Source organism: Streptococcus sp. oral taxon 061 (assembly GCF_964211575.1).
GTDB lineage: Bacteria > Bacillota > Bacilli > Lactobacillales > Streptococcaceae > Streptococcus.
This window is the reverse complement of record NZ_CAXOQQ010000001.1, coordinates 255,836-274,045: the sequence shown is the minus strand read 5'-3', so window position 1 is coordinate 274,045 and position 18,210 is coordinate 255,836. Positions and strand designations below refer to the sequence as shown.

Sequence of the window (18,210 nt, the reverse complement as noted above, 5' to 3'; positions counted from 1 at the left end):
TCCAAAAAAGCTTCTCTTCATTATACCATTTTTAATGGAAATTTTCTCCCCCCTACCTCATTTTAAATTGGCAGAAAATATGATAGAATAAAATGATAAAAATGAAACAAGGAGAAACCATGTCTGAATTATATGATATTACCATCATAGGGGGTGGCCCAGTTGGTCTTTTCGCAGCCTTTTATGCAAATTTACGTCAAGCTAAAGTACAAATCATTGACTCTCTTCCTCAATTAGGTGGCCAACCTGCCATTCTTTATCCTGAAAAACAAATTCTTGATGTCCCAGGTTTCCCAAATCTCACTGGTGAAGAACTAACTAATCGCCTCTTAGAACAACTAAAAGGTTTTGATACACCAGCACATCTCAATGAAACTGTTCTTGACATTGAAAAAGAGAATGATGTATTTAAGATTACAACCACTAAAGGAACTCATACTAGCAAAGCTGTCATTATCGCTATGGGTGGAGGTGCCTTTAAACCGCGTCCACTGGAATTAGAAGGTGTTGAAAATTGTGAGAACATCCACTACCATGTGTCTAATATTCAACAATATGCTGGCAAGAAAGTAACCATCCTGGGTGGAGGAGACTCTGCTGTGGACTGGGCCTTAGCTTTTGAAAAGATTGCTCCAACTACACTTGTTCATCGTCGAGATAACTTCCGGGCCCTCGAACATAGTGTCCAAGCCCTTCAAGAATCATCTGTTAGCATCAAAACACCATTTGTGCCAAGTCAACTTCTTGGAGATGGAAAAACTCTTGACAAACTTGAAATCGCAAAAGTCAAATCCGATGAGACTGAAACCATTGAGTTGGACCACCTCTTTGTCAACTATGGCTTCAAATCATCAGTTGGTAATCTTAAAAACTGGGGACTCGACCTTAACCGTCACAAGATTATCGTCAATAGCAAGCAGGAGTCAAGCCAAGCTGGAATTTACGCTATCGGTGACTGCTGCTACTACGATGGTAAGATTGACTTGATTGCAACAGGTCTTGGTGAAGCACCAACTGCTGTAAACAATGCCATTAACTACATTGACCCTCAACAAAAAGTGCAACCAAAACACTCTACAAGTCTATAAGAAAAGAACCACGAATCCTAGGATTCGTGGTTTTTACAGTTCATCAGCAATTTTATTAATCTTTCTCAGTCGATGATTGACACCACTTTTTGTGAGTGGATTTGTCAAACTGTCTGCCAATTGTTGGATAGAGTAGTCCGGATGTTGAATACGCAAATGCGCTACTTCCTGCAAATCTACTGGTAGGCTATCTAGACCTACGGTATCAATGATTTTACTGATATTGTTGATGGTTTTCATGCTCGCAGAAACCGTACGAGCGATATTAGCTGTCTCTGCATTATTAGCACGATTGAGATCATTCCGAGTTTCTCGGAGAATCTTGACGCCTTCAAAAGTATCTCTCGCCTCCATGGCTCCCACTAAAATCAGGAAATCCATAATATCTTCCGCTCGCTGAAGATAGGTCACTGCCCCCTTTTTTCGTTCGATAACCTTTGCATCTAGCAAGAACTGCTGCAAGAGCGAAGCAATCCCTTGGGCGTGGTCTAGATAAACCGAACTAATTTCCAACTGATATTTCCCTGACTCGGGATCACGAATGCTGCCATTCGCTAAGAAGGCTCCACAGAGATAGGCACGACCTGCTTCCTCATCTCCTAAAATTTCTGGATCAATCCCAGTCTCCAAACCAAAGAAAGAATCGGCCAAACGCAAATCTGCTAAAAGTTCCTGGACTCGCTCATCCGTAAATACAGTATAGACGCGATTTTTCCGTAGATTACTTCTCTGGTGGTGACGAATCTCAGACTTGATGCCATAAAAGTGCAAGAAAGATTCATAGAGATGACGGGCCAACTTAGCATTTTCTGTAATGACGGACAAGGTCAAACCAGAGCTCGATAAACCAATACTACCCGACATCTTGATAATAGCTGACAATTCATGACGACTCAGGTGATGCTGACTTAAAATTTCTTCTTTTACTGCTACTGTAAAACTCATTTTCTCACCTGTATGATCCGCATGAGCTCATCTACGATTAAATCACCATCGTGAAAGGCTCCCCCATTTTCCAAGCGTAGAAAGTTGGATGAAATGACACGTGGGACTTGCTTACGCAAACCTTCAAAATCATGCTCAACCTGCACCAAATACTCATCAAAACGGTTGGTATCCATATAGTCCCTCGGAACCTTTTCGATATTAACAAGGACAGTATCGATAAATGGACGGCCCAAATGACGATGCAAGACTTCTACGTGATCACTATCTGAGAAATGTTCTGTCTCTCCACGTTGAGTCATGATGTTGCAGACATAGGCAATTTCAGCCTTAGTTTCCAGAAGAGCCTGACCAATTTCTTCAATAACAATATTAGGCAAAATCGAAGTAAAGAGCGATCCCGGTCCCAAAACAATCATATCACTCTCAAGAATGGTATTGACAACACGACGGCTAGCCTGCGGTTTTTCATCATCTAGAGTGTTTGTCACATAGACATGGTCAATCATACCTGGATGATCTGCAATGTGACTTTCCCCAGCAACTTCTGATCCATCTTTAAAGACAGCATGGAGTGTCAAAGGATGGTCACTTGATGGGAAAATCTTCCCTGTAGTATGGAAAAATTTACTCAGCAATTGCATGGCATTATAGGTTGAGCCCTGCATTTCAGATAATCCAGCTATGATAATGTTTCCTAATGGATGACCAGCAAAAGCACCTGCCTCATCAGAAAAGCGATACTGAAATACTTTCTCATAAAACTTAGGCATATCAGACATGGCTACGAGGACATTGCGAAGATCCCCAGGAGGTGTCAATTGTTGGATATTTTTTCTAAGTTCTCCTGAAGAGCCTCCATCATCTGCTACTGTTACAATAGCAGCAATCTCAACATCTTTTTCCCGTAAACTTTTCAGAATAACAGGAATACCAGTTCCCCCACCAATCACCGTAATTTTTGGTTTTCTCATGAACGGTTTACCGTTTCCTTTCTTCGGTCTTTATCACGATGACTTTCATTTACAGGCCAACTTTTTGATAGGTCAGTTGCTAAACGCTTGGCAAAAGCAACACTTCGGTGTTGGCCACCAGTACAACCAATCGCAATAGTTAAGACTGATTTGCCCTCTTTTTTGTAGCCTGGTAGGATTGGTTCAACCAAGGCTAACAAATGACGGTAGAAATCTTCAGATTCCTCATGGTTCATGACATAGTCATAAACTGCCTGATCTTCACCTGTCTGATTACGAAGTTCTGGCAAATAGTATGGGTTTGGCAAGAAACGAACATCAAATACCAAATCTGCATCAATTGGAATGCCGTATTTAAAGCCAAAAGACATGACCTCAATACGGAAGGACTGAGTTTGTTCTTGGTCCGAAAATTGCTCTGCAATAGTCTTGCGAAGTTCACGAGGAGTTAACTCTGTTGTGTCAACCACATTTTGGCTCATATTTTTTAATGGGGCTAAGAGTTCGCGTTCCAACTTGATTCCGTCTAAAATACGACCATCTGCTGCAAGAGGGTGACTTCTTCTAGTTTCCTTATAGCGTGCCACCAATTCCTTATCTGCCGCATCCAAAAAGAGGATTTTAAAGTCCAAATCATCTTGGTTTTCCAATTCATCCAAGACAGCCTGAATCTCTGAGAAGAAAGAACGACTACGCATATCCACCACTAGGGCTAACTTGTGGTCATCGTCCTTGGTCTCTACCAACTGCAAAAACTTTGGCAAGAGAGCAGGCGGCATATTATCAATGGTAAAATATCCTAAATCTTCAAAGGACTGAATGGCTACAGTTTTCCCTGCACCACTCATCCCTGTTACAATCACCAGGTGAAGTTGTTTCATTGTCATCATAGTCTCCTTATATCAAAAGAAGCTTGGAAGAACCAAACTTCAACTCGCTTATCCAATCTCTGCGATGACTTCAATTTCGACTTTTACATCGCGAGGAAGACGAGCTACTTCCACAGCTGAACGAGCTGGAAACTCCTTATTAAAGGCTGTTTGGTAAACCTCATTAAAAGGAACAAAGTCGTTCATATCACTCAAGAAACAAGTTGTTTTAACAACATGGTCAAAATCTGTTCCTGCCTCTGCTAAAATAGCTCCAATGTTTTTCAAGACTTGTTCGGTCTGTTCTTGAATCGTTTCTCCTACGATTTCTCCAGTTTCAGGAGATAGTGGAACTTGACCGCTAGCGAACAAAAGGTTGCCAACGATTTTTCCTTGAACATAAGGTCCGATTGCCTTTGGAGCTTTATCTGTATGAATTGTTTTTGCCATATGTATTCCTCACAATTTTTCTAAAATAGCATCCCAAGCCTGGTCCATTCCTTCTTTTGTTACGGATGAAAAGAGGATAAAGTCATCACTTGGATCAAAGTTTAATTTCTTTTTAATAGCTGATTCGTGCTTGTTCCATTTACCTCGCGGAATCTTGTCTGCCTTGGTCGCCACAATGATGACAGGAATCTCATAATATTTAAGAAATTCGTACATCTGTACATCATCTGCTGACAGATCATGACGAAGGTCAACGAGACTAACCACTGCTCGAAGATTTTCTCGAGTGGTTAAGTACTCCTCAATCATGCGTCCCCATTTTTCGCGTTCCTTTTTGGACACACGGGCATAACCGTAACCAGGTACATCTACAAAACGCATCTTATCATCAATATTAAAGAAATTAAGTAGTTGTGTTTTCCCTGGTTTTCCAGAGGTACGAGCTAGATTTTTTCGATTGAGCATGGTATTGATAAAGCTCGATTTACCAACATTTGAGCGTCCTGCAAGAGCAATTTCAGGAAGTTCATCCTGCGGATAGTGGGACTTGTTGGCAGCACTCAGTAAAATCTCAGCATTGTGTGTATTGATTTCCATAGTCACCTCTAGGCTGTCTCTAGGATTGGCTTGGCTGTTCCATCAACTGCTTCTTTTGTGATACGAACTGTTTTCACATTTTCTTGACTTGGAACTTCAAACATAACATCTAGCATGGTTTCTTCGATGATTGAGCGAAGACCACGCGCACCAGTTTTGCGTTCAATAGCTTTGTTAGCAATCTCTTGGAGAGCCTCATCGTCAAATTCAAGCTCTACATCGTCATATGAAAGCAAGGTCTGGTATTGTTTAACCAAGGCATTTCTTGGCTCTTTCAAAATGCGAACCAAGTCATCTACTGTCAACTGCTCCAAGGCTGCAAAGACAGGCAAGCGTCCAATTAATTCAGGAATAATACCGAATTTCTGAATATCTTCTGCAATGATTTCTTGCATGTATGAACTCTTTTCGTCAATAGCCTTGTTATTTTGTCCGAAACCGATAACTTTTTCACCAAGACGCTGTTTGACAATTTCTTCGATTCCATCAAAGGCACCACCCACGATGAAGAGGATATTCTTGGTATCTACTTGAATCATTTCTTGTTGTGGATGTTTGCGTCCACCTTGAGGAGGTACGCTAGCTACAGTTCCCTCGATAATCTTGAGGAGTGCTTGTTGAACACCTTCACCAGATACATCACGCGTGATGGACACGTTCTCGCTCTTCTTGGCAATCTTGTCAATCTCATCAACGTAGATAATCCCACGCTCTGCTCGTTCAATGTTAAAATCAGCTGCCTGCAAGAGTTTGAGGAGGATATTTTCAACGTCCTCACCTACATAACCAGCTTCCGTCAATGCCGTTGCATCAGCAATAGCAAAAGGTACATTCAAACTTCTAGCAAGAGTCTGAGCAAGGAAAGTCTTCCCTGATCCAGTTGGGCCAATCATCAAAATGTTTGATTTTTGCAAATCCACATCTTCTGACTCTTCACGAGTGTCATGGAAATTGATGCGTTTGTAGTGGTTATATACAGCCACTGCCAAAGCACGTTTAGCACGATCTTGACCGATCACATAGTGGTTCAAAATGTTTAGGAGTTCGATTGGTTTTGGTACCTCAGACAAGTCCGCCAAAACTTCTTCAGCCAACTCCTCACGAATAATTTCCTGAGCTAACTCTACACATTCATTACAGATAAAGGCATTGTTCCCAGCAATTATTTTTTTAACTTCTTCTTGGCTTTTGCCACAAAATGAGCAATAAACCATCATATCATTTTTCCTATTTGTAGACATGATTCCCTTCCGTTCTAACTATTCATTCTATCTAAAATAAGGTCATATAAAAAGCATGAATGCTATTCACCAAGTTTGTAAAAGCATTAAGCCAAAGCAGAGTAGCAAGTCCAAAGCGCTTTTTACGAAAAGCGTGTGTTCCAGCTACAAGACAGACAGCACACAAAAGAGCTGTAAAAAATCCAAAAATACTACGCTCCATTAGACTTCCTTTCTCTTTCTATATTCGATGGTAAAATCATAGACATTTTTCTCATCTTTGGAATAAGATTTGCTTGCAACAGTCTCAAAAGCAGTCAAGTCAAAATCTTCTGGGAAATAGGTATCCCCTTCAACTTGAGCATGAATTTGTGTCACAATAATCTCATCGAGATAAGGTTCAAAAAGCTGAAAAATCTGCTTGCCACCAAGGATATAGAGATTTTTAGCCTGATGATGATACCAGTCTAAAACATCCTCAACATTTTGGAAAACCAGTGCTCCTTCAATTGATTCTTCAGGATTGCGCGTCAAAATCAAGGTCTCACGTCCTGGAAGCAAACGTCGTCCCATTCCATCAAAGGTTACACGGCCCATTAAAATGGCATGATTCAAGGTTGTTTCTTTAAAATGCTTTAACTCTGCAGGCAAATGCCATGGTAAGCGTTCCTCTTTTCCGATTACACCCTTTTCATCTTGAGCCCAGATGGCTACGATTTTTTTTGTCATGCTTTCATCCTTTTTATTGATAGTTCTATTTTATCAAAAATCTTCAAAAAAGACTGTTTTGGAATGCCCTCTTGAATAGAAAAAATCCGTAGAAAACTTCTACGGATTTTTAGAAAAATACAGTATCTTACAAACCAGGTGCTTGTCCTAATTCTGCTGCAAGCATCCAGACTGTTTTTTCAAGGTCAGCTTTAGCACCAACGAAGATATCATTGGTTACATCATCACCTTCTTCATCTGTTACATCCAAAGCTTTTTGGAAAAGAGTGATAAGGTAACGATAAATTTCAAGGACACGTTCCAAACTTTCTTCAACGTTACGGAATTCTCCAACTCCTTCTTCGATTTCACTGTGTTGAAGGAATTCTGTCAAAGTAGAGTATGGTTTGCCACCAAGTGTAATCAAGCGTTCGCTGATTTCATCAAGGTAAGCATCTAGACTATCCATGTATTCATCCATCTTAGGATGCCATACCATGAATCCACGTCCACGCATGTACCAGTGTACTTGATGAAGAGCGATATGTGCTACGTACAAGTCAGCTACGGCTTGATTCAAAACTTCCTTTGTATTTACTAGCGCTTCAGGCGCTGATTTAGATAATGTTGTTACATCTTTTAAAGCATCTTTTTTTAATTCAACCATATTTCTCACCTCGTAATATAATTTTTGCAACCATATTTATTGATTACTACATCAGTATACTACTCCTAGTAGACAAAAGCAAGGAAATTAACTCATATTAAAAAAGTTCTAATTGACTGATAATTTAAGAAAATGAATGGCTATGTATTCTAGCTATTTTCTCTGTTTTTATTCGAAAATTGACTTTGATAAAGGTCATAATAGAAACCTTTTGCATCTAGGAGACTTTCATGATTTCCTTGTTCGATAATCTGCCCATCTTTCAGCACCAAAATTTTGTCAGCTTCCTGAATTGTCGAAAGTCGATGGGCAATGACAAAGCTTGTTCTCCCCTTCATCAAACGTTTCATAGCCTTTTGAATCAAGAGTTCTAGACGAGTGTCAACTGAAGAAGTCGCTTCGTCCAAAATTAAGATTGTAGGATCCGCCAAGAGAGCACGCGCGATAGTTAACAACTGTTTTTGCCCAAGAGAAATATTACTTGACTCTTGGTTCATTTCCATGTTATAGCCACCAGGAAGGGTGCGGATAAAGTGGTCAACATTGGCCGCCTTAGCAGCTTCAACGATTTCTTCATCTGTTGCATCCAGATTTCCAAAGCGAAGATTTTCCTTGATACTGCCTTCATAGAGCCAGGCATCCTGTAGGACCATACCAAACTGTCGACGATAGTCCTGACGAGACAGGTCACGAATATCTTGGCCATCTACTAAAATGGCACCAGCTGTCACATCGTAAAAACGCATGAGAAGGTTAATCAAGGTTGTTTTCCCTGCTCCAGTAGGTCCAACGATAGCTACCATCTCTCCAGGTTCAACATCTAAATTAAAATTGCGAATCAATGGTTTGTTTTCCACATATTGGAAATCAACATTTTTGAAGCTAACTTGACCTGTCAATGGTGCTAGTTCTTTCACTTCAGCAGTTTGGACTTCTTCCTGTTCATCTAAAACTTCGAAGACACGGTCAAGCGAAGACTTGGCACTTTGCATTTGCCCAGCTAACTGAGTGATATTTTGGATCGGCTGGCTGACTTGCCATACATATTGAACGAAGGCCTGCATGTTACCAATAGTCAAGCGTCCTGCAATAACCTGCAAACCACCTAAGACAGCAACAATCAGATAGGTTAAATCAGACACGATATGAAGGGCAGGCATCATCAATCCTGAAATAAAGCTCGCCTTAAATCCGACTTGTTGCAATTCATCCGTAATCTTTTCAAATCTCTCTTGAGAATTTTCTTCTCGTCCGAAAAGTTTTAAAACATTGAAACCTGTCAAGTTTTCCTGTACAAATCCATTCATACGTCCCAATATAGCTGCCTGCTGTTTAAAGTATGGCTGCGAACGATTTAGAATCGTTTTAGCTCCAAAATAAGTCACTGGAATCGACAAGATAACAATGATAGCCAACTGAAGATTTAGATAGAGGACCATTCCCATAACAAAAAGAATGGTAAAGACTGCATTGACAATCTGTAAGAAAGATTGTTGAAGGGCATTTGAAACAGTCTCTACATCACTGGTAAAACGGCCTAACAAATCTCCAAACTGGTGCTTGTCAAAGTAAGACACAGGAATACGATTGATTTTTTCACTCATTTCATTTCGCAAATCCTGTACCATAGACTGCACAGCATTGGTCATAAAGTAGTTCGAGTAGTAAGAACCCAACTCATAGAGAAGACCACGCAAGAGATAAATCACTAGAATTACTGCGATATAGCTGGTATTGATACCCGCTCCTGCAACACCATTTGCCATAGCAAGAAGATTGCTGGTTAATTCTGTGATGGCAAGCCCTAATACGAAAGGCTCGATAACACTCATAATGACGCTGACTATTTTCAAGAAGACTGCAAAGAAAACAGAGAAACGGTAGGCTTTTAAATAGCTCCATAGACGAGCTAGACTAGATTGTTGTTTCATCTTTTACCTCCTATTCTTCTGTCAGAGACGCATTTTTCAACTGCGACTCAGCAATTTCTCGATAGATGTCATTAGTCTCCATCAATTCTTCATGACGGCCACGACCAACGATTTCGCCCTTATCAAGGACGATAATCTGGTCCGCATCCATAATGGTTCCAACACGTTGCGCAACAATCAATACTGTTGCGTCTTGAGTCACTTCCTTGAGACGACGGCGCAAGATAGCATCAGTACGGTAGTCCAAGGCTGAGAAGGAATCATCAAAGATATAGATATCTGGACCCTTGATGACTGCGCGGGCAATCGACAAGCGTTGCTTTTGACCACCTGATAGATTGCTTCCCCCTTCAGCTAGATGAGTTGCAAAACCTTCTTCTCGACTCTCGATAAAGTCCTTGGCTTGGGCTACATCAGCTGCTTGGTGCAAGTCCTCATGACTGGCGTCCTCTTTTCCGTAACGGAGATTATCTGCGATAGTCCCTGTAAAGAGCAAGGCTTTTTGTGGAATAAAACCAATTTTCTGGCGGAGTGATTTGAGACGGTAATCCCGGACATCAACACCATCGACCTTAATTTTCCCCAGTGTAACATCATAAAAACGAGGAATTAACTGAACCAGAGTAGACTTACCTGACCCAGTCGAACCGATAAAAGCAATGGTTTCTCCCGGTTTAGCAGTAAAGGAAATATTATGCAAAACAGGGCTCTCTGTTTCTCCAGGATAGGCAAAGGTTACATTATCAAATTCTAGATAACCATGAGTTTTAGTCTCTTGAACTCCATCCTCATTTGGATCAATGGAAATAGGCATATCCATGATTTCCTTCAAACGCTCACTAGACACAGCCGTACGTGGATACATGGTAAAGAGGTTTGACAAGAAAAGGAAAGACAAGAGGGCGTGAAAACTATACTCGATGAAGGCTACCAAATCCCCAATCTGCAAACTTCCTTGCTTGAGAGGATCTAGAGCAAACCAAACGATAGCTACAATCATGGCAATAATGATTTGCACAAAAAGCGGCTCTGTCAAACCAGTCAATTTGAACAAACGATTTGAATTATCCGCATAGATTGCATTTTTCTCTTCAAAACGGATTTCTTGGAAATCTTCACGAGCAAAGGCACGAATCACTCGTAGCCCCATCAAATTTTCACGGACATATTGATTTATCTTGTCCAGTGTTTTCTGTTGTTTTTCAGATAAGGGGCGCGTTTTCACTGCCACATAAAGGACTACTACAGCTAGGAAAGGAACTGAAAAAGCGACAATCCAAGCTAGTGAGGGACTAGTTAAGAAAATCATGAGAATACTCGACAGCATCATCATGGGAGTGATCACACCCAACTTAAGCGTCTGCTCTGCAAACTGCATAAGGACAAAGGCATCACTAGTAATACGAGTCACCAATGAAGAAACACCAATTTGTTCATATTCGTGATGAGAATACTCTTGTAATTTAGCATAAACATCATTTCGCATATCCTTAACCATATTGGTGGTCAATTTACTAGCAGCATAGGATAGAACAACCCGCCCAAATGTCCCCAAGACGATAATAACCAACATTACGATAGCCCAAAAATAGAGCTTTTCTTCATTACCTTGATTAATCCCCTGGTCAATCATGCGAGCAAGAACAGTCGGTAGTCCGAGATTGACAATGACAAAGAAAATAGCTCCGATAAAGTCTAATAGTAGCCACTTGGGATAACGTTTGAGATAAGACCAAATATACAGCATGATTCTCCTTTCTTTTTCTTCTAATACTCTTCAAAAATCAAATTCAAACCACGTCAGCTTCACCTTGCCGTATATGTGTTACTGACTTCGTCAGTTCTATCCACAACCTCAAAACGGTGTTTTGAGCAACCTGCGGCTAGCTTCCTAGTTTGCTCTTTGATTTTCATTGAGTAAAAAATGCAGAAAAGAGCGTGCTTTCGCACGCCTTTTTACTAAAAAGAAGACAGGCAGTCTTGACCTCTCAAGAGGGAACTGTCTGTCTCAGATATTTGAGGCTTATTTTACAAAGTCAAGCAATGCCAAGAAGCTTTCTGGCTCAAGTGATGCACCACCAACAAGAGCTCCGTCAACGTCTGGGCAAGCCATGTATGAAGCAACGTTTTCAGGTTTAACTGAACCACCGTATTGAACGCGTACTTTGTCAGCAACTTCTTGACCGAAGTCAGCAGCTACAACGTCACGAACAACTTTACACATTTTTTGTGCGTCGTCTTGTGAAGCTGATTTACCAGTACCGATAGCCCAGATTGGCTCATAAGCGATAACGGATGCAGCAACTTGCTCAGCTGTCAATCCTGCAAGAGCAGCAGATACTTGAGCACCTACGAATTCAGCAGCTTTACCAGCTTCGTAAGTTTCAAGTGACTCACCACAACAGATGATTGGAAGCATACCGTTTGCAAAGATTGCTTTTGCTTTTTTGTTGATATCTTCGTCAGTTTCATGGAAGTAGTCACGACGCTCTGAGTGACCGATAACAACGTAGTCAGTACCGATTTCTTTCAAAACTTGTGGGCTAGTTTCACCAGTGAAAGCACCTGCATTTTCAAAGTAGCAGTTTTGAGCAGCAACTTTAAGGTTTGAACCTTTAGCAGCAGCAAGAACAGTTGTCAAGTCAAGTGCAGGAGCTGCGATGCCTGCTTCAACAAGGTCTGATGAAGGAAGTTTTGATGCAACGGCTTCAACGAAAGCTTTTGCTTCTTCTGGATTTTTGTTCATTTTCCAGTTACCAGCAATAAATGGTTTACGTGACATTTCACATACCTCTTTTTTCATTTTATTCACTAATATTCTATCATATTTATAAGGAGCTTGCAAACCTTACTCTGTAACTAGAAGTCTTCTTTTCAAATACTTTCCAGTCGTCTTTTCTATTTAGAAAATGATTCGCGCTTGGTCAATTTGACCACTGCTTCCGTCCTAGCCGTATGCGGAAACATATCAACCGACTGGATATAGTGGAGGTCATAGACCTCTACCAAACGGACTAAATCACGCGCTAGGGTAGATACATTGCAAGAAACATAGACCATCTTTTCAGGAGCGTATTTGACAATGGTATCCAAGAGCTTGTCGTCTAAACCAGTACGCGGCGGATCCACAATCAAGGCATCGGCACGATAGCCTTCCTTGTACCAACGAGGAATAATTTCTTCTGCAGTTCCAGCCTCATAGTGAGTATTGGTATAACCCATGCGCTTGGCATTTTCTTTGGCATCCTCAATAGCTTCTGGAATAATATCCATCCCTCTCAGACTTTTAACTTTTTTGGCAAAGGCAAAGCCAATGGTCCCAACACCACAATAGGCATCAATCAGATGGTCATTCTCAGTCACATCTAAGGCCTTAACTGCTTCACTATAGAGGACTTCAGTCTGTTCAGGATTGAGCTGGTAAAAAGCCCGGGGTGAAAGAGAAAATTCGTAGTCTAATACACCCTCACGTATACTATCTTGCCCCCAAATAATCTCTGTCTTGTCCCCATAAATCTCACTGGTTTTAGCCGTGTTGGTATTGACAGCCACAGTTACGATTTCTGGATAATCCTTGATTAGGTCTTTTACAAATTGAGTCAGATTCAATTGACGATTAGTCACAATAATGATCTGGACTTGACCAGTTTTTCGTGCTCGACGTACCATAATGGTCCGCACTCCAAGGATTTTTCGCTCATCTGTAATCGGAATTTGATGGTAGGTCAAGAGCTCAGCAATGCGATTGGCAATAGCTTGTGTCTCCTTATCTTGAACTAGGCAGTCCTTTAACTCGACTAGATAGTGGGAATTCTGAGCATATAATCCTGCCTTGACTTGACCTTTAAACTTTCGTGTTTGAAATTGCAGTTTAGCCCTATAATACTTTGGTTTCTGCATGCCAATGGTTGGTCTGATTTCATAATTTTCGTATCCTGCAGGTGCAAATTTCTTCAGAGCTTGATGGAGAAGATCTGTCTTGAACTCCAGCTGCTTATCATAATGTAGATGCATGATCTGACAACCACCACACTCATTATAAATAGTACAGTCTGGAACCACTCGAAACTTAGATTTTTTATTGACCTCAAGCAGTTTTGCCTCAACGTAGTTACGCTTAACAGAAGTCACCTGACAATAGATATCTTCGCCCTTGAGGGCACCTGGAACAAAAACGAGTGTTTCCTGGTAAAATCCGATACCTTCCCCGTTAATCCCCATGCGCTTGATTTTTAATGGAATTTTTTGTTTGACTTTAAGACTCATAAGTCTATTATACCACGTAGTTTCTCAATGTTTAAGAATATGTTACAATAAAACCATGAATACAGAGACATCCCATTTTTCCCCATTGGATTTTCCTGAGCAATTACGAACTTATATAGAGAGGGCAACACTTTCTGACAGCTCTTCTCATTCAGGCGCAACAGTTCTCTATCTTGACTCAGGTTACTATTTAAAAATAGACCAAAAAGGAAGTTTAGAGCGAGAAGCTAGCATTGCAAGTTGGTTTGAACAAGAAGGAATAGGAACTCCAGTCATCCACTATCTATCTACAGATAAAGACTACCTCCTGACTAAAGAGGCTATTGGCCATGATGCTCTCGCTTTTTTAGATCAACCAGAAAAAATTTACCGAACCATGGCAGAGGCTCTTAAAAAGCTTCACAGCTTCAATCCGAAAAATTTTCCTTTAAAAAATCATTTAAAAACCTATAAAGATAGAGCCTTTAAAAACTATGAAAAAGGTGAGTTCTATGACAAGGTGCTCCTACCCCAATTCCAAATCAACAGTCGCGAAGAGGCCTTCCAACTCATCCAAGAACAAGGGCACCTTTTAAAGACAGATGCCTTTATTCACGGGGATGCCTGTCTACCGAACTTTATTCTAAAAGATGCTGACCACTTCTCTTGCTTTATTGACCTTGGCTTAGCTGATTTCAGTGACCGACATATCGATCTCTTTTGGGCAGTTTGGTCCCTCAACTATAACCTACATGACCCTAAATACGCTGAATTATTTCTTGACTATTACGGGAGAGAACAGGTCGATATACATAAACTTCGACTCGTTGCTGCCTTTGAAGCGTTTGGATAAAAGGAAAACCATGAAAATCACAAAACTAGAAAAGAAAAAACGTCTCTATCTGCTAGAACTTGATAGCGACCAAACCTGCTACATTACAGAAGATACCATTGTTCGCTTTATGTTGACCAAGGATAAGGAAATTAGTTCAGAAGAGTTTGCAGAAATCCAGACCTTTGCACAATTTTCCTACGGAAAAAACTTGGCTCTCTACCACTTATCCTTCAAGGCTCGTACTGAAAAAGAAGTCAGAGATTATCTAAGTAAACATGAAATCAATGAGAACATCATACCCAAAGTCATCCAATCTCTAAAAGGTGACAACTGGATAAATGACCGTCAATATGCCTATGCTATTATCAACTCTAATCAGCTATCAGGAGATAAGGGAAGCTATATGCTGATGCAGAAGATTTCTCAAAAGGGAGTTGCCAAATCCATCATCCAAGAAGTCTTACAAGAATTTGATCTGGCGGAAGTGGCAGAGCGTACAGCCGAAAAACTACTGAAAAAATATCAGGGTAAATTACCTGCCCGCGCTCTACAAGATAAGATTATCCAAAGCCTAACCAATAAAGGATTCTCATACTCAGAGGCCAAAACAGCCTTTGATCAACTGGATAGTCAGGTAGAAGAGGAAACTGTTCAGGAACTTATTTTTAAAGAGTTGGATAAGCAATATCGGAAATATTCACGTAAGTACGAAGGATACGAACTGAAACAACGTTTGACACAAGTTTTAGCAAGAAAAGGCTATGATTTTTCAGATATAGCCAGTGCTCTCAGAGAATATCTTTAACTTTTTCATAAAAAAACTAAGAACTTTAAACAAAAATGTGATACAATAGTAAACGATAAACTTATAAATTGTAGAAAGTTGGTTAGTTATGAAACTTCCAAAAGAAGGCGACTTTATTACAATTCAAAGTTATAAGCATGATGGGAGTCTCCACCGTACTTGGAGAGACACCATGGTACTAAAAACAACAGAGAACGCTATTATCGGCGTCAACGACCACACACTTGTTACCGAAAGTGACGGTCGTCGTTGGGTAACTCGAGAACCGGCTATTGTTTACTTTCACAAAAAATATTGGTTTAATATCATCGCCATGATTCGTGATAATGGGATTTCCTACTACTGCAACATGGCTAGCCCTTATTATCTAGACGAAGAAGCTTTAAAATACATCGATTATGATTTAGATGTTAAAGTTTTTACAGATGGCGAGAAACGCCTCTTGGACGTCGAAGAGTATGAACGTCACAAGCGTAAGATGAATTATCCTGATGATTTAGATTATATTTTGAAAGAGCATGTTAAGATTCTTGTTGATTGGATCAACAATGAACGAGGCCCCTTCTCAGAAGCCTATGTCAACATTTGGTACAAACGCTACGTAGAACTAAAGAATCGGTAAAGTTGTCAGAGGTCAGGAACAAAATCCTGACCTCGTTTTTTTATAAGCAAAAAACCTGCCTTGAGGCAGGTTTTCCTTTAAATATCTAACTTTGTAACAGTAAATTTGATGTGAGAATAGTCTTTCTCGATATCCTTATCAACCATAAAGGCGGTTGCATCCTTCTTGACCTGTACCAAGTCAATATTCTGTGCTTGAGCTGCATAGACACAGCCACAGTAACATTGGCGATAAATATCGTACTCTTCACACATTTCTACAGATCGTTTGTAACCTTGATTTTTCTTAAAGTCACTTGGAAGATAATGAGTGGTGTAGATTTTCTGTACATCAATCCCAATACTATTGATGGTTTGCGAATTTTTGTGAGGACTGATGGTTAGGGCTGAGCCAAAGTAGTCAAAGCCTAAGTCCATAGCCACTTGCGCTGTCTTGTCCAAACGATAGTCAAAACAAACCTTGCAACGGTCCCCACCTTCAGGTTCTTCTTCCAAACCTCGGACCAATTTACGGTATTCATTGGGTTCATAAGGTGCTTCTAGGTATTGGACATGGTTACCAGTTCGCTCATTAAAATCGCTGACAAACTTTTTAGTTACATAGGCACGCTTGTGATACTCAGCTTTGGGATGGATATTTGAATTTGCAAAATAGATGGTCACATCTGCATATTTGGTCAAATACTCTAGAGTGTATGTGCTACAGGGAGCACAACAGACGTGCATGAGAATCGTTGGTCTTTCTTCATTTTTTTCCCAAACTTGAACCATTTTTTGCATAACACGGTCATAGTTGATTTTTTGATTGGGATTCATCTTGCTTAGAATTTCTTCTACATCAATCATGCTCTTCTCCTTTTCCTCTTGCTATTGTACCACAGGATCTTTCTTTGAGCAAATAGGGTTTCGTGCTTTATTCAGTTTTTAAGTCCTGATTTAATAGCTTGCCCATCCTTTTTAGACCAATTCTTAAGATAGGATAGGTTAATAGTAAGATAAGACCTAGAACTAAAAAGACAGCTACCAGACCCCAACGATCAATCAACCAACCTGTCAATGGGAAAATGACAATCATAGATAAACTAAAGAGCATAGAATTGATACTAAGCATAGTTGCTCTTACACTGGACGGTAAATAGCCTTGTAAGTCATTAAAATAGATTGGTTGATAAACTGCATAGAGTATATCGGTTAAAAGATAGACGAGAAGAAAAGCAAAGGGAGTTTCAAAAAATACCAATAGTAAGGCCAAGCCCGTTAGTGCAACAAGAGTCGGAAAAACTCGATTGCTGTTCCATTTTTTACCGATTTGACTAGCTACATAAACTGCTATAAGGTTTAAGCCACTACCAATCAGCATGACCAGCGAAACCTGCCATCCTGCTAAGTCACTTATTTTCTGCTGATAATAAAAGTAAAACATACACATGAGTGTCCCGACTAGCTGATAAGTCATCATCCAGTAAAAGAGTACTGGTTTTTCATGCCATTCTTTTCGAACTTGCAGGACAATCGTTTTAAAAGTTAAGGCTTCATTTTTCTCTCTCTTAGCCATTGGTTCTTTCATAAAATAAATCAAAATGATAGAAAGAAATGATAATCCAATAGCAATCAGATAGGTCCAAGCCAATGCTCCGTGAATAAAGAAGCCTGCGACAACGGTACCCAAAGTTCGGGTGACTTCTGCCACACCAGACAAAAAGCTAGAAATCTGAAGATATCGGTCCTTTTGACCCGCTTCAACCGCAGAATCATATAAGAAAGCGGTGCTGGTTCCCGAGTCAAAATTATAGGACCAAGCACTGACCATCATGGCAAGAGCATAGATCCAAAAATTCCCCTGACCAAACAAAATCAAGATAGAGGATACAATACTGGCCAAGCGAGCCAAATAGAGATTGGTCTTGTAGCTAAATCGATCGGCCAACATACCAGATGGGATTTCACATAAGAGACTTGTCCCATGAAAGATACTCTCTAAGAGCCCGATTTGAAGTAAGGAAAGACCATTCTGAATAAAAAATAAAATCCAAAAACTAGTAATTCCAAAATAAGATGTAAATTCCAGACCTGCCAGGAGTGGAATATTGCGTTTGTAAGTTCTTTTAAACATCGTTTTCTCTCTTTCAATATGTAATATGAGTTTTTCTAAAAGACTTACTTAGAGTTGCCTACATTTTCTCCACCTCTTTCATTTAAAGTAATACTAAATGAAAATCAAAGAGCAAACTAGGAAGCTAGCCGCAGGCTGCTCA

At 40.2% G+C, this 18,210-nt stretch carries 19 protein-coding genes; 4 read left to right on the top strand and 15 right to left on the bottom strand.

The window, feature by feature from the left end; genetic code table 11:
* Positions 1-119 precede the first annotated feature (119 nt).
* Positions 120-1,088, top strand: coding sequence for an NAD(P)/FAD-dependent oxidoreductase (locus tag AB8E63_RS01365; RefSeq protein WP_368909590.1), 969 nt, complete (start codon positions 120-122; stop codon positions 1,086-1,088).
* 33 nt (positions 1,089-1,121) lie between these two features.
* Here the strand turns inward: AB8E63_RS01365 and whiA are convergent, their stop codons facing one another.
* From whiA to rlmD, 13 genes are all read right to left on the bottom strand, one after another.
* Entirely contained in the window at positions 1,122-2,033 is a 912-nt protein-coding gene (gene whiA, locus AB8E63_RS01360) for a DNA-binding protein WhiA (protein WP_006152058.1), read from the bottom strand.
* The gene (locus AB8E63_RS01355) at positions 2,030-3,007 is read right to left on the bottom strand and encodes a YvcK family protein (RefSeq protein ID WP_368909588.1); all 978 of its coding nucleotides are present in this window, start codon (positions 3,005-3,007) and stop codon (positions 2,030-2,032) included. Before AB8E63_RS01355 ends, whiA begins: the two co-directional genes overlap by 4 nt.
* The gene (gene rapZ, locus AB8E63_RS01350) at positions 3,004-3,894 is read right to left on the bottom strand and encodes an RNase adapter RapZ (protein ID WP_006151650.1); all 891 of its coding nucleotides are present in this window, start codon (positions 3,892-3,894) and stop codon (positions 3,004-3,006) included. Before rapZ ends, AB8E63_RS01355 begins: the two co-directional genes overlap by 4 nt.
* A 51-nt stretch (positions 3,895-3,945) precedes the next feature.
* Positions 3,946-4,326, bottom strand: a complete 381-nt coding sequence (locus tag AB8E63_RS01345) for a RidA family protein (RefSeq protein ID WP_001140424.1) — start codon at positions 4,324-4,326, stop codon at positions 3,946-3,948.
* A gap of 9 nt (positions 4,327-4,335) precedes the next feature.
* Positions 4,336-4,923, bottom strand: a complete 588-nt coding sequence (gene yihA / locus AB8E63_RS01340; protein ID WP_368909587.1) for a ribosome biogenesis GTP-binding protein YihA/YsxC — start codon at positions 4,921-4,923, stop codon at positions 4,336-4,338.
* Positions 4,924-4,931: 8 nt separating this feature from the next.
* Positions 4,932-6,164, bottom strand: coding sequence for an ATP-dependent Clp protease ATP-binding subunit ClpX (gene clpX, locus AB8E63_RS01335; protein ID WP_368909585.1), 1,233 nt, complete (start codon positions 6,162-6,164; stop codon positions 4,932-4,934).
* Positions 6,165-6,195: 31 nt separating this feature from the next.
* A complete protein-coding gene (locus AB8E63_RS01330) occupies positions 6,196-6,366 on the bottom strand; it encodes a hypothetical protein (RefSeq protein WP_000442255.1) in 171 nt (56 codons plus the stop codon).
* Positions 6,366-6,872: a dihydrofolate reductase gene (locus tag AB8E63_RS01325; protein WP_368909584.1), complete on the bottom strand. Its 507-nt coding sequence runs from the start codon at positions 6,870-6,872 to the stop codon at positions 6,366-6,368. The genes AB8E63_RS01330 and AB8E63_RS01325 overlap by 1 nt, the downstream gene beginning before the upstream one ends.
* Positions 6,873-6,999: 127 nt before the next feature.
* On the bottom strand, positions 7,000-7,518 hold the full coding sequence (locus tag AB8E63_RS01320; protein ID WP_368909583.1) for a DNA starvation/stationary phase protection protein: 519 nt from the start codon (positions 7,516-7,518) through the stop codon (positions 7,000-7,002).
* Positions 7,519-7,667: 149 nt separating this feature from the next.
* On the bottom strand, positions 7,668-9,449 hold the full coding sequence (locus AB8E63_RS01315) for an ABC transporter ATP-binding protein (RefSeq protein WP_368909581.1): 1,782 nt from the start codon (positions 9,447-9,449) through the stop codon (positions 7,668-7,670).
* A 10-nt stretch (positions 9,450-9,459) separates the two neighbouring features.
* On the bottom strand, positions 9,460-11,196 hold the full coding sequence (locus AB8E63_RS01310; RefSeq protein ID WP_368909580.1) for an ABC transporter ATP-binding protein: 1,737 nt from the start codon (positions 11,194-11,196) through the stop codon (positions 9,460-9,462).
* A gap of 276 nt (positions 11,197-11,472) precedes the next feature.
* The gene (gene tpiA, locus AB8E63_RS01305) at positions 11,473-12,231 is read right to left on the bottom strand and encodes a triose-phosphate isomerase (RefSeq protein ID WP_368909579.1); all 759 of its coding nucleotides are present in this window, start codon (positions 12,229-12,231) and stop codon (positions 11,473-11,475) included.
* 116 nt (positions 12,232-12,347) lie between these two features.
* A complete protein-coding gene (gene rlmD / locus AB8E63_RS01300) occupies positions 12,348-13,715 on the bottom strand; it encodes a 23S rRNA (uracil(1939)-C(5))-methyltransferase RlmD (protein ID WP_368909578.1) in 1,368 nt (455 codons plus the stop codon).
* A 55-nt stretch (positions 13,716-13,770) separates the two neighbouring features.
* Here rlmD and AB8E63_RS01295 point away from each other — a divergent pair, with 55 nt between their 5' ends.
* From AB8E63_RS01295 to AB8E63_RS01285, 3 genes are all read left to right on the top strand, one after another.
* Entirely contained in the window at positions 13,771-14,547 is a 777-nt protein-coding gene (locus AB8E63_RS01295; RefSeq protein ID WP_368909577.1) for an aminoglycoside 3'-phosphotransferase, read from the top strand.
* A gap of 10 nt (positions 14,548-14,557) precedes the next feature.
* Positions 14,558-15,334: a recombination regulator RecX gene (gene recX, locus AB8E63_RS01290; RefSeq protein ID WP_368909576.1), complete on the top strand. Its 777-nt coding sequence runs from the start codon at positions 14,558-14,560 to the stop codon at positions 15,332-15,334.
* A gap of 88 nt (positions 15,335-15,422) precedes the next feature.
* Positions 15,423-15,956, top strand: a complete 534-nt coding sequence (locus AB8E63_RS01285) for a DUF402 domain-containing protein (protein WP_004252157.1) — start codon at positions 15,423-15,425, stop codon at positions 15,954-15,956.
* A 77-nt stretch (positions 15,957-16,033) separates the two neighbouring features.
* On the opposite strand, the gene AB8E63_RS01280 is transcribed toward AB8E63_RS01285, so the two are convergent.
* Positions 16,034-16,801 carry an epoxyqueuosine reductase QueH gene (locus tag AB8E63_RS01280; protein WP_254724449.1) on the bottom strand — a complete coding sequence of 256 codons (768 nt, stop codon included), beginning with the start codon at positions 16,799-16,801 and terminating at the stop codon, positions 16,034-16,036.
* Between the two features lie 67 nt (positions 16,802-16,868).
* Positions 16,869-18,068, bottom strand: a complete 1,200-nt coding sequence (locus AB8E63_RS01275; RefSeq protein ID WP_368909575.1) for an MFS transporter — start codon at positions 18,066-18,068, stop codon at positions 16,869-16,871.
* Positions 18,069-18,210: the final 142 nt, after the last annotated feature.